This is a genomic window from Streptomyces sp. NPDC104309, assembly GCF_055584025.1.
This window is the reverse complement of the sequence record NZ_JBVJMV010000025.1, coordinates 101,516-123,800: the sequence shown is the minus strand read 5'-3', so window position 1 is coordinate 123,800 and position 22,285 is coordinate 101,516. Positions and strand designations below refer to the sequence as shown.

Here is a 22,285-nt window from a genome sequence, read left to right as displayed (position 1 = left end):
ACGGTTGAGATCAGCTGGATGAACCGCCGGATGCGTGACCCGCATGTCCGGTGGTGTGAGAGGAGGGACGGGCGACCCGTCCCTCCTACTCGATTAAGGGGCTATTGGGCAGGGGCCTCCTCGATGAGTGGATTCCGTTGATGTAGGGGTCCGGGTCAGAGGCGACCTGCCCCTTTGAGGGCCAGGTAGGCGTCGGCGAGAGCCGGGGCGAGGTTGTCCGGGGTGGCATCGACAATCACCGCGCCGTGACGTCGGAGATGCTCCGCCGTGCGAAGCCTTCTCGCTCGGGCTTGTTCGCCGGCTGCGGCCTGGTAAATGGCGTCCACGGTCTTCCTGGCCTCTGCCATCTTTTCGATGTATGGGTCAGCCACCGAAGCCACCAGCACTGTGTGGCGCTGAGTCAGTCGAGGGAGGACTGGCAGCAAGCCCTCCTCCACAGGGGCCGCGTCCAGGCCTGTGAGGAGCACGATCAGGGAGCGACGAGGGGCGCCGGCAAGCACGGCGGTGCTCAGTCCCCGGGCATCCGTTTCCACGAGTGCCGGTTCGATCGGCGCCAAGGCATTCACCATGGCCGACAGGACCTCCCCGGCTGACCGGCCTTGGACGTGGGCGCGGATGCGGCGGTCGTAGGCGAGCAGATCGACGCGGTCGCCGGCTCGTGTGGCAAGTGCGGTGAGAAGCAGTGCCGCATCCAGAGAGGCGTCGAGGCGGGGCACGTCGCCTACACGACCTGCCGACGTACGGCCGGTGTCCAGGACAACGAGAATGTGGCGGTCCCGCTCGGGCCGCCACGTCCGGACCGCGACGGCGGATTGACGTGCTGTGGCCCGCCAGTCGATGGAGCGCGTGTCGTCCCCCGGCACGTAGGCGCGGAGACTGTCGAACTCCGTTCCGTCTCCACGTGTCAGGACACTGGTGCGGCCATCGAGCTCTCGGAGCCGGGCGAGGCGAGACGGCAAATGCTTACGGCTGGTGAAGGGCGGCAGGACACGTACGGTCCAGGGCACCTCGTGATTTCCCTGGCGGGCCGCAAGCCCCAGAGGTCCGAATGAGCGGACGGTGACACGTTCGGCCCGGCGGTCACCCCGCCGTGTCGGTCGCAGGATGGTGCTCAGCCGTCGGCGTTCCCCCGCCGGGACTGTCAGCGCCTGACGGGACGATGCCTGCTCGGCTCCCGTGGGCCAGCTACTGGGGGGCCAGGCATCGCGGAGGTGTGCGCGCAGACGGCGACGGGAAGGATTGGTTACGGTGAGTTGTACATCCGCGGTCTCACCCAGTCGAACAGTTGTATCGCCAGATCGAGTGAACTGAAGCGTTCGCACTGGTGCAGCCAGGGCGTAGTCGCACAGAATTGCCAGAGAGAGTGGTGCGTTGACCGCGAGCATGCCTGTCCAGCTGGGGGCCAGGATGCCTACAGGGAGTGACCCCAGGGCGGCCAGCAAGGCGGTACGTCCGGTGAGGGCCACGTTCACCGCCTCATCGGGGTACGGGTACGTGGGCGAGGACTGCGGTGATGACGGAGTCGGGGGTGACACCCTCCATCTCCGCCTCGGGCCGCAGCTGGATGCGGTGGCGGAGTGTGGGGAGCGCCAGAGCCTTCACGTCATCCGGAATGACGTAGTCGCGGCCGGTGAGCCAGGCCCAGGCCCGGGCGGTCGACAGCAGAGCGGTGGCGCCTCGGGGAGAGACTCCGAGGGAGAGCGAGGGGGATTCACGCGTGGCACGACAGATATCGACGACGTAGCCGGCGATCTCGGGGGAGACCTTGGTCCGCGCGACTGCGTGGCGGGCGGCTTCCAGATCTGCCGCGCCGGCGACGGGACGTATGCCCGCTGATTTGAGGTCGCGCGGGTTGAACCCCATGGAATGACGGGTGAGGACGTTGATCTCCTCGTCGCGGGACGGCAGGGGCACCGTCAGTTTGAGGAGGAACCGGTCCAGTTGGGCCTCTGGAAGCGGGTAGGTGCCCTCGTATTCGACGGGATTCTGCGTGGCGGCGACGAGGAACGGGTCGGGCAGGGCGCGGGGGGTTCCGTCGACCGTGACCTGGCGCTCTTCCATTGCTTCCAGGAGGGAGGACTGCGTTTTGGGAGGCGTGCGGTTGATCTCGTCGGCAAGAAGCAGGTTGGTGAAGACGGGGCCGGGCTGGAAGGAGAACTCTGCTGTGCGGGCGTCGTAGACGAGTGAGCCGGTGACGTCGCTCGGCATCAGATCGGGGGTGAACTGGACACGCTTGGTGTCGAGTTCGAGTGAGGCTGCGAGAGCCCGTACCAGGAGGGTCTTGGCCACGCCGGGGACACCTTCGAGAAGGACGTGGCCTCGGCAGAGCAGAGCGACGACGAGTCCGGTGACTGCGGGGTCCTGGCCGACCACGGCCTTGGCGATCTCGGAGCGCAGCGCTTCCAAGGATGCGCGGGCTGTGTCGCCGTTCCCGAGAGTCTCGGTGGTGCCGGCGGGCACAGAAGGCGGGGCGCTCATGACGTGCGTACCTCCCTTTCGAGGGTGTCGAGTTGGTCTGCCAGATGTACAAGAGCGGCATCGTCGGACGGAGCAGGACCGAAGAGCAGGGCTCGGACGTCGCTGTCGGTGCCGCGGAGACGGGCGGAGACGGCAGGGACGAGCGTTGCGGGGGAATGGACATCGCGCGGGGAGACGCCAATGAGTGGGGCAATGCGGGTGCGGGCGGCGGAACGCAGTGCATCTGCGGCCCGATCGCGGGCGTTCGCCCGTCGATAGAGGCGGGCTCGGCCCTCGGTGGATTCGGAGGCCCGTATGGCCACGGGCAGTCGTTCGGTCACCAAGGGGCCCAGACGACGGGCCCGCCAGACGGCAGCGAGCACAGCGGCGAGCGCGAGTTGCAGGGTGCCCCACAGCCAGCCTCGGGGGATCAGGTCGGCGAAGCTGCGGCTGCTCTGGGTGCCGTCGGCACTGTTTCCGCCGTTCTCGGCGGCAGCGGAGGTATCAGTGAGCGAGGGGAGGTACCAGACCAAATGTGGGCGGGAGCCAAGAAGTTGAAGGGCCAGGGAGGCGTTGCCCTGGTTGCCGAGTCGGTCGTTGTAGAGAAGGTCGGGGGAACCGAGGAGAACGGCGTCGCCCGCGCCGTGTTCGACCAGGAGCAGGGTGGGAAGGCCTTCGCTCGGGAAGCAGCCGATGGTGTCGAGGCTGTCCGAGGCATAGCGGAAGCCTCCCGTTTCGACATCGCCGGCGTTGCGTGCGGCAGGCAGCGAGCACCGAGGAGGGCGGGTTGCCACTGGCCGCTCGGACTCAGCGCGGACGCCGGGGACCAGGGTGCCCACGGACGGCGGGCCCGCCGCGAGCAGAACGGTTCGGCCGGCCGAGCGGGCGGTTGTGGCGCGCAGTTCGCTCTGCCGGCGAGGTGTCAGCAGATCGGGAGAGGCGACGAGCAATGTGGTTTCGGGGCCGACCTGGGCCGTGGCCTCGTCGAGCGTGGTGGCCACGTGAACGGAGACGCCGTGATCCTTGAGGAGCTCGGCGACGGCCCGGCTGCCGTAGCGGTCGGCGGAACGGGGGTCGAGGCGGCCGTGCTGGTCAGCGGAGCGCATGCTTGCCAGACTGATTCCGGCTGCGAGGAGTACGAGCAGGGCGAGCAGCAGACCGCGGGTGCGGGACCAGATCTGGCGTGGGCTGAGGGAAGCCGAGGTGGTGGGGGCGGCGGTGACCTCGGTCATTCGGCTGCTTCCTGGGCCGCAGATGTCAGGAGAGGCCTCGCGGTTTCGAGATCGAGGTCGAGAGCTCGCAGGTCCCGATACGCCTGCTGGTCCGCGGTGCGGCCGCCGTATGTGACGTCGTCGAATGCTCTGGCGGCCGCGTGGAGTCGCGTGGCGTGTGCGGGCAGCGGACGGCCCGCTTCGGCGGCGGCCTCGTCGGCGGTACGTCCGGGGCGGGGGTCGAGCAGGGCTCGTTCTTCCAGAGCACGGACGATGGCGCGCATGCGTTCCTGGACCGCCGCATTCCAACGATGTGCGGCGGCGTGGGCCTCGGCGGCCGTCCGGTGTTCGGCCGCGCTGTGGGGGCTGTCGTCGAAGAGGGCGTCAGCGGAACGCACAGTGCGGTGCGGGGTGCCCAGCCGCCACCAGAGCGCGGCGACCAGGCCGATGACGACCAGTACGAGTACGACAAGGCCGAGTGGGCCGCCCGGCGCGGCACTGGAGGCCGTGCTCAGGAGATCGCCGATCCAGCCCCAGAGGCGGTCGAGACCGCGCTGGAGGAGGTTGGGATCGTTCTCGTGGTACATCGGTTTGGACAGCTCGTGCTTTGCCGCCTCGCGGGCGGGGACACGCGGAGTGTCCACGGGTACGCCGCCACTCGTGCGGATCAGTAGCTGTGCCGTTGTCGCGCCCCCCGCCCCCGACATGGCATCAGCTCCTGGTGTCGTATCCGGGCAGACCGGCTGCCCGGGCGAGATCGAGGTCGAGTGCCTCGCGACGGATGCGCTGATCGATGTAGAGCAGGGCCATCACACCGGCGGAGAGCGGGTAGGTGATCGTCGCGGTGATCACTTGGCCGATGCCGGAGACGATCAGGAACGGCCAGCCGAAGTCCGGGTAGCCGCCGGTGAGGAAGCGGTCGATACCGCCGCCGTCCACGACCATCGCGATGATGCTGAACGGGATGGCGATGATCACGGACACGACGAGCGTCAGCAGGCAGGTGAGAGCCAGGACGCCGAAGGTCCGCCACCACGCTCCCTTGACCAGCTTGTCGGAGCGGCGCATGGAAGTCGTGATCGATTGCCGCTCCAGCATCAGGGCCGGCGAGGCGAGGCAGAAGCGGACCATCAGCCAGATGACGACGACGGAGGCGGCCAGGAGCCCGATGACGACGAGCCCGGCGCCTGCGGTGGAGCCGATCAGCATGCCCGGCAACAGGCCGACCGTCACGATCGCTGCGCTGATCAGGGCCAGCAGCAGTGTGAGCCCCAGCAGCTGAGGAAGGCGGGGACGGGCCTCGCGCCATGCGTCGGAGAGCGTCACCGGGCGGCCGAGCACCGAGCGGCTGATCACCACGGTCAGCACGGATGTCGTGATCAGCGTGGCGATCATGGTGATGAGCAGGGACGGCACACTGTTGATGAGTTCCGACTGAGCCGAGTCGGCGCTTTGCCGGAGTGCCTCCGAGCTGGTGGCGTTCGGGTCGATCGCTGCGGGGTCCGGCAGCAGATAGCGCTGCACAAGGGTGATCGCGATCTGGGCGAGCACGGAGACCGCCAACGTGATGGCGAGGACGGTGCGCCAGTGGGCGCGCATTGTGGAGACCGCGCCGTCGAGGATCTCGCCGACGCCGAGCGGCCGGAGCGGGATGACGCCGGGCTTGGCCGCCACAGGCGGCTGCCCCCAGCCGTGGCCCTGAGGTCCGGGGCCCCAGCCGTGGCCCTGAGGCCCCCCGCCCCAGCCGGGGGCGGGGGGAGGCCCGCCGGGGCCTGTGCCGGGAGCGCTTGGTGGGGACCACTGCCCTGCGGGCGGCTGGGTGGGAGACCAGTTCTCCGCCGGGCCGCTGCCGTCGATGGGCTCGGAAGGCCGGGGGACGCCTGCCCCCTGACCCTCGGAGGGGGCAGATCCGGGCGAGGCCCAGCCCGGAGTGTCGTTCATTCTCGCTCCTTCACGGTCCTGTCCGCGCATCGGGACGGCAGGTTGGCAGCCATCGTGCCACGCGTTGCTCCGGTACGGGTCTGGCGTCGTATCTCGTTCGTACCTTCATTTGTGGGCGGCTCACCGGGCAGACTGGGCGGATGGCTGATCAGGACGCGCAATCGCGGATGGGCATCGAGCCTCACGCCGTACTTCGCTGGGACGACCTTCCGGACGGTCCCGCACTGGTGCTTCTCGACCAGACGCGACTGCCTGCCGAGGAGGTCGAGCTGGTGTGCACCGATGTGCCCGCACTGGTGCGGGCGATCCGGGTGCTGGCGGTGCGCGGAGCGCCGTTGCTGGGCATCACGGGAGCCTATGGGGTGGCTCTCGCAGCGGTGCGGGGCGACGACGTGGCGGAGGCCGCAGGGCTGCTGGAGCGGTCGAGGCCCACCGCGGTGAATCTCGGATACGGGGTGCGGCGGGCAGCTGGGGCGTACCGGGCGGCTGTCGGGAAGGGGATCGGTCCGGAACAGGCCGCTGAGGTGGCGCTGGCCGAGGCCAGGGCGCTGCACCGGGAAGATGCCGAGGCCAGTGGGCATATGGCGCGATACGGGCTCGCGCTTCTGGACGAACTGCTGGCGGGCCCCGGGTATCAGCTGCTGACCCACTGCAATACGGGGGCGCTCGTCTCGGGTGGTGGGGGCACTGCTTTCGCGGTGGCGCTCGGGGCGCACCGGGAGGGGCGGCTGCGCCGGCTGTGGGTGGATGAGACCCGTCCGCTGCTGCAGGGTGCGCGCCTGACCGCGTACGAGGCCGCGCGCAACGGCATGCCGTACAGCCTGCTCACGGACAACGCCGCGGGGTCGCTGTTCGCCGCGGGGGAGGTGGACGCCGTGCTCATCGGGGCGGACCGCATAGCCGCGGACGGATCGGTGGCGAACAAGGTGGGGAGCTACCCGCTGGCGGTGCTCGCGAAGTACCACCACGTACCGTTCATCGTCGTGGCGCCGACCACGACCGTTGACCCGGACACCGTGGACGGGGCATCGATCACCGTCGAGCAGCGATCTGGGAGTGAAGTGACGGAGCTCACATCATTGCGGGCCGGGGTCGCAGGCGGGGACGCCGGTGCGCTGCTCGTGGCGCCCGCGGGAGCCCCGGCGTACAACCCCGCGTTCGACATCACACCGCCGGAGCTGGTCACGGCGATTGTCACGGAGGAGGGCGTGGTTTCCCCGGTCACGGGGGTCGGACTGGCAGAGCTGTGTGCCAGATCATCGCAGGTAACGATTAGCTAATGGGATGATGTCGATTATGAAGGGACGCGTCCTTGTCGTCGACGACGACACCGCACTGGCCGAGATGCTCGGGATTGTGCTGCGTGGTGAAGGGTTCGAGCCGTCGTTCGTAGCGGACGGCGACAAGGCACTTGCCGCATTTCGAGAGGCCAAGCCGGACCTGGTCCTGCTGGATCTGATGCTGCCCGGTAGGGACGGCATCGAGGTCTGCAGATTGATCAGGGCCGAGTCGGGTGTGCCGATCGTCATGCTCACTGCCAAGAGCGACACGGTAGATGTGGTGGTGGGTCTGGAGTCCGGGGCCGACGACTACATCGTGAAGCCGTTCAAACCTAAGGAGTTGGTTGCCCGGATCAGGGCACGTCTGCGGAGGTCCGAGGAACCGGCGCCGGAGCAGCTGACCATCGGGGATCTGGTCATCGATGTGGCCGGTCACTCGGTGAAGAGGGAGGGGCAGTCGATCGCCCTCACCCCGCTGGAGTTCGATCTGCTGGTCGCGCTCGCCCGTAAGCCGTGGCAGGTCTTCACTCGTGAGGTACTGCTGGAGCAGGTGTGGGGGTACCGCCACGCAGCCGACACCCGGCTGGTGAATGTGCATGTCCAGCGACTGCGCTCGAAGGTCGAGAAGGACCCGGAGCGGCCCGAGATCGTGGTGACCGTCCGAGGGGTCGGTTACAAGGCCGGACCGAGCTGACATGCCCCTGGGCAGCGCTGCTCCGCAGCCCGGGGAGCCGGGAGCCCGTGCGGAGCGGGCTGCTGCTCCAGGACACAAGACGTCCCAGGTCGGGCGTCTTCTGCAGGGCGGCCGGTTGATCCAGGACCGGGCGCTCGGCGGCCCTGTGCCGCGATTGCTGATGCGTTGGGTGCGGCGTCCGCTGCTGCCGGCCGTGCGGCTGTGGCGGCGCAATCTGCAGCTGAGGGTCGTGGCGGGCACGCTGCTCATGTCGCTCGGTGTGGTGCTGCTGCTCGGCTTCGTCGTGATCGGGCAGGTGCGCAACGGCCTTCTCGACACGAAGGGCAAGGCTGCCCAGACCCAGGCCGCCGGCGGTTTCGCCGCGGCCCAGGAGAAGGCCAACGCTCCGCTCGTCCCTGGTGGGCCGGGCGGTGACACGACGGACGGCACCACGGCCAACAACTCCTGGCGGACCGAACTCGTCGACCAGCTCGCCAGCGGCGGCAAGAACGCCTTCAACGTGGTGGCGCTCAGTGCCGACGAGGGCACCCGTGCGCCGCGCGGCTCGGGCAGTGTGGAGGCGGTGAGCATTCCGCAGACCCTGCGGGACTCCGTGAACAAGGGCCCTGGGGCGTTCCAGACGTACTCCCGGATCCAGTACGCGAACGGGCAGCCGTCGCAGCCCGGACTCGTCGTGGGCAAACGGCTGTACGACATCGACCACAATCCGTACCAGCTGTACTACCTCTTCCCGCTGACGCAGGAGGAGAAGTCATTGACGCTGGTCAGGGGAACGCTGGCGACAGCGGGGCTGTTCGTCGTCGTGCTGCTCGGGGCCATCGCGTGGTTCGTGGTGCGGCAGGTCGTCACGCCCGTGCGGATGGCGGCGGGCATCGCCGAGCGGCTCTCCGCCGGCAGGCTGCAGGAACGGATGAAGGTCACGGGCGAGGACGACATCGCGCGGCTCGGTGAGGCCTTCAACAAGATGGCGCAGAATCTGCAGCTGAAGATCCAGCAACTGGAGGAGCTGTCGCGGATGCAGCGGCGCTTCGTCTCCGACGTCTCCCACGAGCTGCGGACGCCGCTGACGACCGTGCGGATGGCCGCCGATGTCATCCACGAGGCCCGCAGCGACTTCGATCCCGTGACGGCCCGCTCCGCGGAGCTGCTCGGGGATCAACTCGACCGGTTCGAGTCGTTGCTCTCCGATCTGCTGGAAATCAGCCGGTTCGACGCGGGCGCCGCGGCGCTGGAGGCCGAGCCGATAGATCTGCGGCAGGTCGTGCGACGGGTGATCGGCGGGGCCGAGCCGCTGGCCGAACGCAAGGGCACCGGGATCCGGGTGGTCGGCGACGAGCAGCCGGTGATCGCGGAGGCCGACGCACGGCGGGTCGAGCGCATCCTGCGCAACCTGGTGGTCAACGCCGTCGAGCACGGAGAGGGCCGGGACGTCGTGGTGCGGATGGGGGTGGCGGGAGGTGCGGTCGCCGTGGCCGTCCGGGACTACGGTGTGGGGCTCAAGCCGGGCGAGGCGACGAGGGTGTTCAATCGATTCTGGCGGGCCGACCCGGCGCGCGCGCGGACGACCGGCGGCACCGGACTCGGACTGTCCATCGCCGTGGAGGACGCGAGGCTGCACGGCGGCTGGCTGCAGGCTTGGGGCGAGCCGGGCGGCGGTTCGCAGTTCCGGCTCACTCTGCCGCGCACGGCGGACGAACCGCTGCGCGGATCGCCGATACCGCTGGAACCCGAGGATTCCCGGCGCAACCGGGAGAACCGGGAGCGAGCCGCGACCGCTCCCATGACCGGGAGCGAGCACCGGCTGACGGCGGTGCCTGCCCAGCCCGGAGGCAACGACCGGGCCGCGCTGCCCGTACCCGCGCGTGCTCCCGTGGCTTCCCGGACGGCGCCGGTCTCGGTGCATCCGGCGGCCCTGCCGGGGAGCGGCGCACGCGTGGTCGCGCGCCCCGCCGAGGACCGGCCGGGTGGAGATTCCGACTCTGCAGGGCAGGACCCGGACCGGGGGGACACGCATCATGGGCACTGACCGGCACGGGCGCGGCCGTGAGCGTCTGCCGGGGCTGGTCGCGCTGCTCGGATGCGGTGTCGTGCTGCTGTCCGCGTGCAGCTCGATGCCTGTCACCGGGGACGTCAAGGCCGTCGACGCATCGCAGCCCGGTGACTCCCAGGTACAGGTGTACGCCGTGGCGCCGCGTGACAACGCCACCCCCGAGGAGGTTGTCGACGGCTTCCTGGAGTCCATGACCAGCGATGACTCGGGCTTCAGGACGACCCGCATGTACCTGACGAAGAAGGCGGCGAGCAAGTGGCGGCCGAGCGCGTTCACGACCGTGCTCACGAAGGCGCCGAACCGGAGCGACCGCCCGTTCCGCGACAGCGACCCCGGCATCACGGACGTCACCTACACCCTGACCGGTGAGAAGGTGGCAACGGTCGACGCCCAGAGCGCCTATCAGCCGCTTGCGCCCACGGGCTACGACCAGACCCTGCGCCTGGTGAGAGAGAACGGGCCGGACGGCAAGGAGTGGCGCATCAATGCCGTGCCGGACGGCCTTCTGCTCGGGCAGTCGGACTTCAGACGCCTCTACCGTTCCGTCGACAAGTACTACTTCGCCGCGGGGCGGACGGAGGCGCAGTCGACCCTGGTCGCCGACCCCGTCTACCTCCGCAGCCGGACGGACCCTGCCACCAAGATGGACACCGTGACACAGGCCGTCCGAAGCCTGCTGGCGGGGCCGACCAGTTGGCTGCGCCCGGTGGTCCGCTCCAGCTTTCCCGCGGGTACGACGCTGAAGAAGGGCGTCACCTCCCTGACCCCCGACGATCGCAATGTTCTGAAGGTCCCGCTCAGCAAGAAGGCGGACGGCGTCGGACAGCGCTCCTGTCGCATGATGGCCTCTCAGATCCTCTACACCTTGCGGGACCTGACGTCCGCACGGGTCGAGCAGGTCGAGCTGCAACGCTCCGACGGCTCCCCGCTGTGTGTTCTCGGGACGGATCAGGCGGAGGAGTTCGCCCCTGACGGCTCGTCGAGCGGTCCGGACAGCCAGTACTTCGTCGATGGCAAGGGGCATGTGGAGCGCATTCCCGGCAGCACCAAGGGCAGTGGCACTCCGGAGGCGGTGGCCGGCCCGTTCGGCAATGGAACGATGCCGATGGGCACGGTCGGTGTGGCCAGGGACGAGCAGTCGGCGGCGGCGGTCTCGCGGGACAAGAGGGCCCTCTATGTGTCGTCCATCGTCTCGGACGGCGAGCTTCCGGCAGCCCTGGTGACCAGCGAGGCCGCGGACCAGAACGACCGTCTGTCGGTGCCGAGCTGGGACGGTCGGGGCGACCTGTGGGTGGCGGACCGGGACCCCGGCAACCGCAGGCTGCTGCGGCTGGCCGGTGGGAACGGCAAGCCGCAGAAAGTCGCCGTGCCGGGCCTGGACGGTCGGATCGAGGCGCTGCGGATGTCCGCGGACGGGGTGCGGATCGCGCTCCTGGTGACTCAGGACAACCACACCACGTTGAAGATCGGCCGGATCGAGCGGCGCGGTCCGGAGACGGATCAGCGGGTCTCGGTGGTCGAGTTGCGCCAGGCCGCACCTCAGCTGACGGATGTGACCGCGATGTCGTGGTCGGGCCGGAGCCGTCTCGTGGTGGTCGGCAAGGAGCAGGGCGGCGTCCAGCAGGTGCGCTATGTGCAGGCGGACGGCTCGACGCCCGCGTCGGGCGTTCTGCCCGGCGTGAACCAGGTGTCGTCGGTCGCGGCGGCGGACGACGAGCAGTTGCCGCTGATGGCGGCCACGTTGAGTGACGGGATAGTGAAGCTGTCGCCGGGTGACAACTGGCAGACGGTGGTCAAGAAAGGCTGGTCGCTGGTCTATCCGGGCTGAGACCCCGAGATTCCGGGCCGAGACCCGCGAGTCCTTCGCCGCGTTTTCCACAGGGGTGGCCGGGTGCCTTCGAGGAGCGCACAGTGGAGTCATGCGGGGGTGGTGGCGGGAGATCTCCGGACTGGTTCTGCCGGTGTGCTGTGGCGGCTGCGGCAGGCCGCGTGCGGAGCTGTGCGAGGAGTGCCGAGCGGACCTGTACGGCCAGGCGCCGCGCCGGGTGAGGCCGGTGCCGGAGCCCAGGGGTCTGCCGGTGGTGCATGCGGCGGCCGGCTACGAGAACGCGGTACGGGCGGTGCTCCTGGCCCATAAGGAGCGGGGCGCTCTGGGCCTTGCCGGGCCGCTCGGCAGGGCCCTGGCGGGGGCCGTACGGGCCGGGGCGGGGCATGCGGGCGTCGGTCGGCTGCTGCTCGTCCCTGTGCCGTCGACGCGGCGGGCCGTGGCGGCGCGGGGGCACGATCCGATGCGGCGGATCGCTCTGGCCGCCGCAGGTGAGCTACGGCGCTGCGGTACGCGGGCCCGGGTGGTCGCGGTGCTCCGGCAGCGGCGTCCGGTGGCCGATCAGGCGGGGCTCGGGGCCCGGCAGCGGCAGGCGAATCTCGCGGGGGCCCTGGAGGTCGTGGCCGGGGGTGAACGGCTGCTTGCGGCCGGACGGGTGGTGCTGGTGGACGACCTTCTGACGACGGGTGCCTCGCTGGCCGAGGCGGCTCGGGCCATCGCGGCAGCGGGCGGGCGCGAGGGCGTCGCCCACGGCAGCGGGCAGGCGGCCGTCGTCGCAGTGTCTCCGTCGGCCTTCGAAATAAACCGGAACTGTCAATGAACTTGCATCGTTGCAGGTAGTGAGTGAGTAAAACGACCTGAACGGAGGTACGTGCGAGTAGCGGGTGCCGACATCAGGCCGGGCAGGCTATGTTCGGTTGTGAGGAATGGTGAATGCCGGACCTCGACGAATGCACCGCCAGGTTTCGGGCAGGGAACTCACCAGTAGTCCGGAAGCAGGGAATTCGGTGGGGTGGAGACCCTGCCGATGGGGGAGGAGGAGGTGGAAGTCACCGAGTCCGCGGCTCCGGCCATCACCGGGGCCTGGTGCAAAAGGGAGATGCTCCGCCGCTGAGCGGAGTGATCCGGGAACGGAGTTCTGCGTGGACATCGTCGTCAAGGGCCGCAAGACCGAGGTGCCGGAGCGGTTCCGCAAGCACGTGGCCGAGAAGCTGAAGCTGGACAAGATCCAGAAGTTCGACGGCAAGGTGATCAGCCTCGACGTCGAGGTGTCCAAGGAGCCGAATCCCCGTCAGGCCGATCGTTCCGACCGGGTGGAGATCACGCTCCGTTCGCGTGGGCCGGTCATCCGGGCGGAAGCGGCCGCAGGCGACCCGTACGCAGCGCTGGACCTGGCCACCGGCAAGTTGGAGGCGCGCCTGCGCAGGCAGCACGACAAGCGCTACAGCCGCCGTGGCAACGGCCGGATTCCCGCTGCCGAAGTCGCCGAGACCGTGCCGGGCGCGGCCTCGTTCAACGGCGAGGGCGATCTGGTGGGGAGTGAGACGGGCCAGACCGTGCCCACCACCAGGTTCGGCTCGCTGGAGGTGCAGGGCGAGGGTCCGCTGGTGATGCGCGAGAAGACGCACGTCGCCGCACCGATGTCGCTCGATCAGGCGCTCTACGAGATGGAGCTGGTCGGGCACGACTTCTATCTGTTCGTCGACTCCGAGACGAAGGAACCCAGTGTCGTCTACCGGCGGCATGCCTATGACTACGGTGTCATTCACCTGAGGACCGATCCGCTGGCCGCCGATGAGGCGGGCGGCGCGGGCGGTGCGCTCGGCGGCTGACGCCACGCTTCCACGGTGCCCCTGGAGCGTCTGTGCGCCCCCAGGGGCACCCGTGTGCGGCCACGGGATCGCCGCTCCGGCGTCCAGGCATGAAATCATGTCGTTCCAAGCCAACCGGCGCTCTGTGAACTGCCGTTGGCGGACAGTTTGCGAACTTCAGGCCATGGCCTTCAGGGGGAGGAACGATGGCGGACACCTTCGGGCCCGTGCGCGATGCGAATGACGCCGGCGGCGCTGCCGGAACCGGTGCCGACGCGGAAAGTGGTTCCCGCAAGGAGCCGATCCGGGTCCTCGTGGTGGACGACCACGCTCTCTTCCGCAGAGGGCTGGAGATCGTCCTCGCCCAGGAGGAGGACATCCAGGTCGTCGGCGAGGCGGGTGACGGTGCGGAGGCGGTCGACAAGGCGGCCGATCTGCTGCCCGACATCGTGCTGATGGATGTACGGATGCCCAGGCGCGGGGGCATCGAGGCCTGTACGTCGATCAAGGAGGTGGCTCCCAGCGCGAAGATCATCATGCTGACGATCAGCGATGAGGAGGCCGACCTCTACGACGCGATCAAGGCGGGCGCCACCGGCTATCTCCTCAAGGAGATTTCGACGGACGAGGTGGCGACGGCGATTCGCGCGGTCGCCGACGGGCAGTCCCAGATCAGCCCCTCCATGGCGTCCAAGCTGCTCACCGAGTTCAAGTCGATGATCCAGCGGACCGACGAGCGCCGACTGGTGCCCGCGCCGCGGCTCACCGACCGTGAGCTCGAAGTCCTGAAACTCGTTGCAACGGGCATGAACAATCGCGATATCGCGAAGGAGCTGTTCATTTCCGAGAACACCGTGAAGAACCACGTCCGCAACATTCTGGAGAAGCTGCAGCTGCACTCCAGGATGGAAGCCGTGGTCTATGCCATGCGGGAGAAGATCCTGGAGATCAGGTGACCGCTGCGACGACGGGACCGAACGGATCGAACAGGTCGGCGCCGGGTAAAGGCAAGGGAATGCGCGCTCACGCCAGAGCGCGGGCGATTTCCTGAGCGAGCGGCCCGCGCAGTTCCGGTGCGTCGACGCGCTCCAGCCTGACGTCCGAGCAGCCGACCCAGGACGCGGCCTCCACCAGAGCCTCGGCCATCGGCGCCACGGCCTTCCCGCTCTCCAGGGACACCTGACGGGCCACCAGCGTGCTGCCCTCGCGCGCCGGGTCGACGCGGCCCTGCAGCTTTCCGCCCGCCAGCAGCGGCATCGCGAAGTAGCCGTGTATCCGCTCGGGCTTGGGGACATAGGCCTCCAGGCGGTGCGTGAAACCGAAGATCCGCTCGGTGCGTGCCCGCTCCCAGATCAGGGAGTCGAACGGCGACAACAGGGTCGTGCGATGCCGCCCGCGCGGCTCCGAGGCCAGCGCCGCCGGGTCCGCCCAGGCGGGCTTCGCCCAGCCCCGCACCGTCACCGGCACCAGACCGGAGTCGGCCACGACGGCGTCGAACTGCTCTCCCTTGAGCCGGTGGTAGTCCGCGATGTCCGCACGGGTGCCGACGCCCAGGGACTGTCCCGCGAGCGCGACCAACCGGCGCAGGCACTCCGCGTCGTCCAGATCGTCGTGCAGCACGGCGTCGGGCAGGGCCCGCTCGGCGAGGTCGTACACCCGCTTCCAGCTGCGCCGCTCGGTGCACACCACCTCCCCGTACATCAGGGCGCGCTCGACGGCGACCTTCGACTCCGACCAGTCCCACCACTCCCCGCCGTTCTTCGCGCCGCCCAGTTCCGTCGCCGTCAGCGGGCCCTCGGCGCGCAGCTGCTTGATCACCGTTTCGTAGGCGCCGTCCGGCAGGTCGTGGTGCCAGTGGGGGCGCGAGCGGTAGGCGCGGCGGCGGAACGCGAAGTGCGGCCACTCCTCTACCGGCAGGATGCACGCCGCGTGCGACCAGTACTCGAAGGTGCGGCCGCCCGACCAGTACGCCTCCTCGACCGCGCGCCGGCCGATCGCGCCGAGGCGCGCGTACGGAATCAGTTCGTGCGAGCGCGCGAGCACCGAGATCGTGTCGAGCTGCACGGCACCGAGATGCCGCAGCACACCCGGAACCCCGGCCCGGCGGTCCGGAGCACCCAGAAAGCCCTGGGCGCGCAGGGCGATCCTGCGTGCCTGGTCGGCGGAGAGTTCGGCGGCGGGGGGCGGCACAGGCGTCATGTCCCGCACCCTAGAGGGAGGCACTGACATCCGGGCGTGGAGTTCACCGATCGGGGTCAGCCGGCTGCGGGCAGATAGGCGTCGGTGCCCGGCAGGCCGAGATCGGACGGGAGCAGCGCACCGATCCAGGTGTCGCGTCGTACACCCTTGTTGAGCAGCCCCGATCGCTGCTCGCCCTCCATCCGGAATCCCGTTCTCAGCGCCACGGCACGCGAGGGGGCGTTGCCGACCTCGGCCCGCCACTCCAGCCGGTCGCCGCCGAGCGAGGTGAAGGTCCAGCGGGCGGCGGCCAGGACCGCCTCCGACGTGTAACCGAGGCTCCGGTGCTCCCTGGCGGTCCAGAAACCCACCTCGTACGTGCCCGGCAGATTGCGGCGGGTGATGCCGAGCGCGCCCACCAGCGCTCCGCTCCCGCGCAGGACCACCGCGAAGCCGTACGCGGAGTCGTCATGCCAGCCGCCGGGGGAGAGCTTTTCCGCGAAGAGCTCCGCGTCGGCGTGGCTGTACGGGGAGGGCACGACCGTCCAGCGCTGGATGTCCGGGTCCTGGCAGGCGGCATGGATCTCGTCCGCGTCGCCACCGGTGAAGGGGCGCAGCAGCAGACGCTCGGTGGTGAGGGTGATCGGCTCCATGTACGGATTCTGCTGAGGCGGCGGCCGGGAAGCGAACACTTTTCGGACTTCCCGGCACCTTCGGCGCCCCCCGGCCGTTGACTGGGAGGGCACGGTGGAGCCGACGCGGCGGCAGCCCTCCCGGCGCGGCGGGGTCCTCGCTTACGATGGCCGTTGCGGTGGGGCCCACCTGCCGTGCCCGCGCCAGAGTCCATACCACGACCCAGTGCCAGGCCCGACCGGCAAGGAGACCCGCCTCAGTGTCCGTCTTCAACAAGCTCATGCGTGCAGGCGAAGGCAAGATCCTGCGCAAACTGCACCGCATCGCGGACCAGGTCAGCTCCATCGAAGAGGACTTCGTCAACCTCTCCGACGCCGAGCTGCGGGCGCTCACCGACGAGTACAAGGAACGGTACGCGGACGGCGAGAGCCTGGACGACCTGCTCCCCGAGGCATTCGCGACCGTCCGTGAGGCCGCCAAGCGGGTCCTCGGACAGCGCCACTACGACGTTCAGATGATGGGCGGCGCAGCCCTGCACCTCGGCTATGTGGCCGAGATGAAGACCGGCGAGGGCAAGACCCTGGTCGGCACCCTGCCGGCGTATCTCAACGCGCTCTCCGGCAAGGGCGTGCACCTGATCACGGTCAACGACTACCTCGCCGAGCGCGACTCCGAGCTGATGGGCCGGGTCCACAAGTTCCTCGGCCTGACCGTCGGCTGCATCATCGCCAACATGACGCCGGCCCAGCGCCGTGAGCAGTACGCCTGCGACATCACGTACGGCACGAACAACGAGTTCGGCTTCGACTACCTCCGCGACAACATGGCGTGGTCCTCGGACGAGCTCGTCCAGCGCGGCCACAACTTCGCCGTGGTCGACGAGGTCGACTCGATCCTCGTCGACGAGGCCCGTACTCCGCTGATCATCTCCGGCCCGGCCGACCAGGCCACCAAGTGGTACGGCGACTTCGCCAAGCTGGTCACGCGCCTGACCAAGGGCGAGGCGGGCAACCCGCTCAAGGGCCTCGAGGAGACCGGCGACTACGAGGTCGACGAGAAGAAGCGGACCGTCGCCATCCATGAGTCCGGCGTCTCGAAGGTCGAGGACTGGCTCGGCATCGAGAACCTCTACGAGTCCGTGAACACCCCTCTCGTCGGGTACCTCAACAACGCCATCAAGGCGAAGGAGCTCTTCAAGAAGGACAAGGACTACGTCGTCATCGACGGCGAAGTCATGATCGTCGACGAGCACACCGGCCGTATCCTCGCCGGCCGCCGCTACAACGAGGGCATGCACCAGGCGATCGAGGCGAAGGAAGGGGTGGACATCAAGGACGAGAACCAGACGCTCGCCACGATCACCCTGCAGAACTTCTTCCGCCTCTACGGCAAGCTCTCCGGCATGACCGGTACGGCGATGACCGAGGCCGCCGAGTTCCACCAGATCTACAAGCTCGGTGTGGTGCCGATCCCGACGAACCGGCCGATGGTCCGTGCCGACCAGTCGGACCTGATCTACCGCACCGAGGTCGCGAAGTTCGCCGCGGTCGTCGACGACATCGCCGAGAAGCACGAGAAGGGCCAGCCGATCCTGGTCGGCACCACCTCGGTCGAGAAGTCCGAGTACCTCTCGCAGCAGCTCTCCAAGCGCGGTGTCCAGCACGAGGTCCTCAACGCCAAGCAGCACGACCGCGAGGCGACGATCGTCGCCCAGGCCGGCCGCAAGGGCGCCGTCACGGTCGCGACGAACATGGCCGGACGAGGCACCGACATCAAGCTCGGCGGCAACCCCGACGATCTCGCCGAGGCGGAGCTGCGCCAGCGCGGCCTCGACCCCGTCGAGCACGTCGAGGAGTGGGCGGCCGCGCTGCCCGCGGCGCTGGAGAAGGCCGAGCAGGCCGTGAAGGCGGAGTTCGAAGAGGTCAGGGAGCTCGGCGGGCTCTACGTCCTGGGTACCGAGCGGCACGAGTCGCGGCGTATCGACAACCAGCTGCGCGGTCGTTCCGGCCGTCAGGGCGACCCCGGTGAGTCCCGCTTCTATCTGTCGCTCGGCGACGACCTGATGCGACTGTTCAAGGCGCAGATGGTCGAGCGCGTCATGTCGATGGCCAATGTGCCGGACGACGTGCCGATCGAGAACAAGATGGTGACGAGGGCGATCGCCTCGGCGCAGTCGCAGGTCGAGCAGCAGAACTTTGAGACGCGTAAGAACGTCCTGAAGTACGACGAGGTGCTCAACCGGCAGCGTGAGGTCATCTACGGCGAGCGTCGCCGGGTCCTGGAGGGTGAGGATCTGCAGGACCAGATCCGCCACTTCATGGACGGCACGATCGACGACTACATCCGCCAGGAGACCGCCGAGGGCTTCGCCGAGGAGTGGGACCTGGACCGGCTGTGGGGCGCGTTCAAGCAGCTCTATCCGGTGAAGGTCACCGTCGAGGAACTGGAGGACGCGGCCGGCGACCGGGCCGGGATCACCGCCGAGTTCATCGGTGAGTCCATCAAGGACGACATCCACGAGCAGTACGGCGAGCGCGAGAAGCAGCTCGGCTCGGACATCATGCGTGAGCTGGAGCGGCGTGTCGTGCTGTCCGTCCTGGACCGCAAGTGGCGTGAGCACCTCTACGAGATGGACTACCTCCAGGAGGGCATCGGCCTGCGTGCCATGGCGCAGAAGGACCCGCTGGTCGAGTACCAGCGCGAGGGCTTCGACATGTTCAACGCCATGATGGAGGGCATCAAGGAGGAGTCCGTCGGCTACCTGTTCAACCTGGAGGTCCAGGTCGAGCAGCAGGTCGAGGAGGTTCCGGTGCAGGACGAGGCCGAGCAGACCTCGCTCGCCAAGGAGGACCTCGTACCGGCGGCGCGTCCGGAGATCCGGGCCAAGGGGCTCGACGCCCCGCAGCGTCCTGACCGGCTGCACTTCTCCGCTCCCACGGTGGACGGGGAGGGCGGGGTCGTCGAGGGCGACTTCTCCAACGGTGACGGTGGGGCCGGGTCCGAGTCCGACGGGTTGACCCGGGCGGAGCGCCGCAAGGCCCAGAAGAACGGTGGCGGTGGGCGGCGCCGCAAGAAGTAGCGGTGGCTGTGACGTCGGCGCTGTCGGCGTCGATCGGCTTCTGACCGGGGCCGGGCACCTTGTTCGGGTGCTCGGCCCCGGTCTGTTTTTCCCTCGGCCCCGGTTCGTCTTCCCGCCCCCGCGACGTGAGCTGCGGTGGCGGACGGGCTGTGGCTGCGAGGTGGTGCGGGCGTCGGCCGCCGAGTGGAGCCGCGTGTGCGCGGATGTCCGGCGGTCGTCGGGTGGCGGGCCCCTGGGTGCCGGGAGGGCCGGGAAGGTCCCTGGTGGGGCGTCTACCGGGCTGTCGCCATTCTCAGGTGTTCGTCACCCAGCTCCACCGCGGCGCAGCGCCAGCGGAGGTCCGAGCCCTGTTCCAGGCGGAAGGCCATGGCCCTCACCTGTTCGCCCGCGGCGATGCTCGCGCAGGCCTCCACCACACCCGGGGCCGGCTGGGCGCCGTGGCACATGCGGATCACGGGGCGGGCGCCGCGGGCTCTCAGCGGGGTGCGCGGAGCTAGTTCGGCCAGTTGGTCGTAGGCCTCCCCGATGGTGTGTCCGAGCATCCAGTGCACCGGGCGCTGGCCGCTGAGAACCGCCAGGAGGCGCTCGGCGAACCAGTGATGGGGGCGGAGGCGCCGGGGGGTCCTTGTGCGCTGCGGTGGTACGGCCTCGGGCCTGCGTCGGTCGTGTCGTCCGGTGGGCCGGGTCCTGTTCGTGCTCATCGCTCATCGCCCCCGTGCTTCAGAGGCCCGGTCGAATACCGGGCGGTAACTTCTGCTGTGGATCTTCTACGGCGACGGCGGAGGCGGCCGCAAGCGCCCCTGGGGTGCGGACGCGATCGGGCGGAATCACCTATCCGGGTGATGCGCCGGGCGTCGTGCGGGGCGCGAGGCGGGCGTGAGGAGGGTGAGAGACGGTCGCCGGGTGGACGGGGCGGCGGTGGTGCACGTAACCCCAAAGAGGGACCTCGCACGTATCCTGAGGGCGTTCCCGACTACGAAAGCGGCCAGCCATGCGCGTGTACGTCCCCCTGACGCTCCCCGGCCTCGCAGCGGCGCACAAGGCGGGCGAGATCGGTCCCGGTCCGCTGACCGCCTACGCGGTGACGCCCGGTCTGCGCGAGTGGTACGTCTCCGACGACATCGAGGAGCTGGAGTACGCGGCGCTCAACCGGGCCGCCTCCGCCTCGCTGCGTCTGATCGCCGGGAACCCCGACGTGGTCCGCCGACGGGTCGTCGTGGCCGTCGACGTGCCGGACGGCTCGGCCGTGGCCGACCCGGACCACAGCCTCGACTCGTCGTCGCTCGGTGAGGTGCGGATCACGTCCCCCGTCGCGCTGACCGAGGCCGCCGCGGTGCACGTCGACGCGGACGACGCGGAGAAGGACGTCACGGCCGCCGCGGCGGCGCTGGGTGCGGCGGACCTCGGTGACGACGACGCGCAGTTCACCGTGGACGGTGCCGAGGACCACGAGCTGCTGTGGTTCGGCATCCAGGAGATTCCGAACCTGATCGGCTGAGAGCGGGCCGCGGAGGAGTCCTTTCCGCGCCGCCGGCGCTGCCCTCCGACCGGCTCCCGGACAGGCTCGGGCCGCTCCCGGGCCGGCGAGCGGGGCGGGAGCGGGCCGGGCTCGGGCTGCTCCCGGGGCCGGCGGTCGGATCGGGCTCGGGCCGGCTCCCGGATCGACTGTCGGACCCTGCGGGTACTTTCTGACGCATGGGGACGCATGGGAAGCACCGCACGCATCTGGTCTGGGACTGGAACGGCACACTGCTCGACGACAACGCCGCGGTCGTCGGCGCGACGAACGCCGCGTTCGGCGAGGTCGGTCTGGAACCGATCACGCTGGAGCAGTACCGGGAGATGTACTGCATCCCGATCCCGCGCTTCTACGAACGGCTGATGGGGCGGCTGCCCACGGAGGCCGAGTGGGAGCGGATGGACGGGATATTCCACCGGTACTACACCGAACAGCGGGCCGCCTGCGGGCTCACCGAAGGCGCCGAGGAACTCCTCGCGAGGTGGCGGCTGGGTGGGGGCAGCCAGTCCCTCCTGAGCATGTACGGACACGACCAGCTGGTCCCCGTGGTGCGCGGGTACGGCATCGAGCGGCACTTCGTACGCGTCGACGGGCGCACCGGGCCGTCCGGCGGCAGCAAGGCGCTCCACATGGAGCGGCACCTCGCCGCGCTGGACGGGGTGTCCCCGGAGCGCACGGTGGTCATCGGCGACGCGGTGGACGACGCCGTGGCCGCCGCCCATGTCGGTGCGAGGGCCGTCCTCTACACCGGCGGATCGCACAGCAGGGCCAGCCTGGAGGCGGCCGGGGTGCCGGTGGTCGACAGTCTGGCCGAAGCCGCGGAGCTGGCCGGGGAAATGGCCGGATAGCAGCTGAAGGGCGACGGCTGGGCCCCTGGAAGGCGCCGTCAGGCGGTGACCGGGGCCTTCGTGCGGAGCACCTTCAGGAACTCGCGCATCCACGCCGAGTGGTCCGGCCACGCGCGGGACGAGATCAGCGTGCCGTCGACCACCGCCTCGTGGTCCTCGAAGGTGGCGCCCGCCGCCTGCATGTCGAGCTCCAGGGCGGGGTACGCGGTGACGTGCCGGCCGGCCAGCGCGCCGACGGCCGCCGTCACCAGCGGGCCGTGGCAGATCTGGGCCACCGGACGGTCGGAGTCGAAGAAGGCCTTGAGGATCTTGCGCAGCTCGGCGTCGTTGCGCAGGTACTCGGGGGCCCGGCCGCCCGGGACGACCAGCGCCACGTAGTCCCCGGCGTCGACCTCGGAGAAGGCCAGATCCGCGGGCCAGGTGTAGCCGGGCTTCTCGGTGTAGGTGTCGAAGCCGGGCTCGAAGTCGTGGACCACGAAGCGGAGCGTCTTGCGGGCGGGGGCCGCGATGTGGACGTCGTACCCCTCCTCGCGCAGCCGCTGGTACGGATAGAGGACTTCCAGGGACTCGGCGGCGTCGCCGGTGACGATCAGGATCTTCGGTGCCATGGCGGGCTCCCACGGGTTCGTCGGCCTTTTCCGTGTACCAGAGTGCGGCAATACGGGCCGCCGCGCTGTCCAGAGTGTCAAACTTCGGGACCTTCTTTTGTACACATACGGGTCGTGACGGTTACGGGGGCGGGCGAGATAGCCTGGACCC

Annotated in this window: 19 protein-coding genes; 10 read left to right on the top strand and 9 right to left on the bottom strand. The window is 69.5% G+C overall.

From position 1 onward, the window contains the following. Positions 1 to 155 precede the first annotated feature (155 nt). From ACZ68L_RS30485 to ACZ68L_RS30465, 5 genes are read right to left on the bottom strand one after another with little or no spacing between them, the layout of a single operon-like run. On the bottom strand, positions 156 to 1,466 hold the full coding sequence (locus tag ACZ68L_RS30485; protein WP_469583100.1) for a DUF58 domain-containing protein: 1,311 nt from the start codon (positions 1,464 to 1,466) through the stop codon (positions 156 to 158). 10 nt (positions 1,467 to 1,476) lie between these two features. Continuing rightward, positions 1,477 to 2,478, bottom strand: a complete 1,002-nt coding sequence (locus ACZ68L_RS30480; RefSeq protein ID WP_469583091.1) for an AAA family ATPase — start codon at positions 2,476 to 2,478, stop codon at positions 1,477 to 1,479. Continuing rightward, a complete protein-coding gene (locus tag ACZ68L_RS30475) occupies positions 2,475 to 3,689 on the bottom strand; it encodes a DUF4350 domain-containing protein (protein WP_469583088.1) in 1,215 nt (404 codons plus the stop codon). Before ACZ68L_RS30475 ends, ACZ68L_RS30480 begins: the two co-directional genes overlap by 4 nt. Further along, the gene (locus ACZ68L_RS30470; protein ID WP_469583085.1) at positions 3,686 to 4,375 is read right to left on the bottom strand and encodes a DUF4129 domain-containing protein; all 690 of its coding nucleotides are present in this window, start codon (positions 4,373 to 4,375) and stop codon (positions 3,686 to 3,688) included. Before ACZ68L_RS30470 ends, ACZ68L_RS30475 begins: the two co-directional genes overlap by 4 nt. Before the next feature lie 4 nt (positions 4,376 to 4,379). After that, positions 4,380 to 5,609 carry a DUF7847 domain-containing protein gene (locus tag ACZ68L_RS30465; protein WP_469583083.1) on the bottom strand — a complete coding sequence of 410 codons (1,230 nt, stop codon included), beginning with the start codon at positions 5,607 to 5,609 and terminating at the stop codon, positions 4,380 to 4,382. A 140-nt stretch (positions 5,610 to 5,749) separates the two neighbouring features. On the opposite strand from ACZ68L_RS30465, the gene mtnA reads away from it, so the two are divergent. The 7 genes from mtnA to ACZ68L_RS30430 all read left to right on the top strand — a co-directional run bounded on the left by mtnA (position 5,750) and on the right by ACZ68L_RS30430 (position 14,225). After that, on the top strand, positions 5,750 to 6,889 hold the full coding sequence (mtnA, locus tag ACZ68L_RS30460) for an S-methyl-5-thioribose-1-phosphate isomerase (RefSeq protein ID WP_469583080.1): 1,140 nt from the start codon (positions 5,750 to 5,752) through the stop codon (positions 6,887 to 6,889). Positions 6,890 to 6,893: 4 nt separating this feature from the next. Further along, positions 6,894 to 7,583: a two-component system response regulator MtrA gene (mtrA, locus tag ACZ68L_RS30455; protein WP_007448372.1), complete on the top strand. Its 690-nt coding sequence runs from the start codon at positions 6,894 to 6,896 to the stop codon at positions 7,581 to 7,583. 1 nt (position 7,584) lies between these two features. After that, on the top strand, positions 7,585 to 9,609 hold the full coding sequence (mtrB, locus tag ACZ68L_RS30450) for an MtrAB system histidine kinase MtrB (RefSeq protein WP_469583076.1): 2,025 nt from the start codon (positions 7,585 to 7,587) through the stop codon (positions 9,607 to 9,609). After that, the gene (locus tag ACZ68L_RS30445) at positions 9,599 to 11,461 is read left to right on the top strand and encodes an LpqB family beta-propeller domain-containing protein (RefSeq protein ID WP_469583073.1); all 1,863 of its coding nucleotides are present in this window, start codon (positions 9,599 to 9,601) and stop codon (positions 11,459 to 11,461) included. The genes mtrB and ACZ68L_RS30445 overlap by 11 nt, the downstream gene beginning before the upstream one ends. A gap of 91 nt (positions 11,462 to 11,552) precedes the next feature. Next, positions 11,553 to 12,278 (top strand): ComF family protein, encoded by a 726-nt coding sequence (locus ACZ68L_RS30440; protein ID WP_469583069.1) that lies wholly within the window; start codon positions 11,553 to 11,555, stop codon positions 12,276 to 12,278. Between the two features lie 322 nt (positions 12,279 to 12,600). Next, on the top strand, positions 12,601 to 13,290 hold the full coding sequence (hpf, locus tag ACZ68L_RS30435) for a ribosome hibernation-promoting factor, HPF/YfiA family (RefSeq protein ID WP_469583065.1): 690 nt from the start codon (positions 12,601 to 12,603) through the stop codon (positions 13,288 to 13,290). Positions 13,291 to 13,475: 185 nt separating this feature from the next. After that, entirely contained in the window at positions 13,476 to 14,225 is a 750-nt protein-coding gene (locus tag ACZ68L_RS30430) for a response regulator transcription factor (protein ID WP_361457680.1), read from the top strand. Between the two features lie 67 nt (positions 14,226 to 14,292). On the opposite strand, the gene ACZ68L_RS30425 is transcribed toward ACZ68L_RS30430, so the two are convergent. Continuing rightward, positions 14,293 to 15,468: a winged helix-turn-helix domain-containing protein gene (locus ACZ68L_RS30425; protein WP_469583062.1), complete on the bottom strand. Its 1,176-nt coding sequence runs from the start codon at positions 15,466 to 15,468 to the stop codon at positions 14,293 to 14,295. Positions 15,469 to 15,524: 56 nt separating this feature from the next. Next, a complete protein-coding gene (locus ACZ68L_RS30420; RefSeq protein ID WP_469583060.1) occupies positions 15,525 to 16,100 on the bottom strand; it encodes a GNAT family N-acetyltransferase in 576 nt (191 codons plus the stop codon). A gap of 239 nt (positions 16,101 to 16,339) precedes the next feature. On the opposite strand from ACZ68L_RS30420, the gene secA reads away from it, so the two are divergent. Continuing rightward, positions 16,340 to 19,159 carry a preprotein translocase subunit SecA gene (secA, locus tag ACZ68L_RS30415; protein WP_469583057.1) on the top strand — a complete coding sequence of 940 codons (2,820 nt, stop codon included), beginning with the start codon at positions 16,340 to 16,342 and terminating at the stop codon, positions 19,157 to 19,159. A 272-nt stretch (positions 19,160 to 19,431) separates the two neighbouring features. Here the strand turns inward: secA and ACZ68L_RS30410 are convergent, their stop codons facing one another. Then, complete coding sequence (locus ACZ68L_RS30410) at positions 19,432 to 19,860, bottom strand: Rv3235 family protein (protein WP_469583055.1); 429 nt, start codon at positions 19,858 to 19,860, stop codon at positions 19,432 to 19,434. 290 nt (positions 19,861 to 20,150) lie between these two features. Here ACZ68L_RS30410 and ACZ68L_RS30405 point away from each other — a divergent pair, with 290 nt between their 5' ends. After that, a complete protein-coding gene (locus ACZ68L_RS30405) occupies positions 20,151 to 20,657 on the top strand; it encodes a DUF6912 family protein (RefSeq protein ID WP_469583052.1) in 507 nt (168 codons plus the stop codon). 197 nt (positions 20,658 to 20,854) lie between these two features. Beyond that, positions 20,855 to 21,526, top strand: coding sequence for an HAD family hydrolase (locus ACZ68L_RS30400; protein ID WP_469583049.1), 672 nt, complete (start codon positions 20,855 to 20,857; stop codon positions 21,524 to 21,526). A gap of 38 nt (positions 21,527 to 21,564) precedes the next feature. Here ACZ68L_RS30400 and ACZ68L_RS30395 read toward each other — a convergent pair whose 3' ends face one another. Next, positions 21,565 to 22,134 (bottom strand): DJ-1/PfpI family protein, encoded by a 570-nt coding sequence (locus tag ACZ68L_RS30395; RefSeq protein WP_469583046.1) that lies wholly within the window; start codon positions 22,132 to 22,134, stop codon positions 21,565 to 21,567. Positions 22,135 to 22,285: the final 151 nt, after the last annotated feature.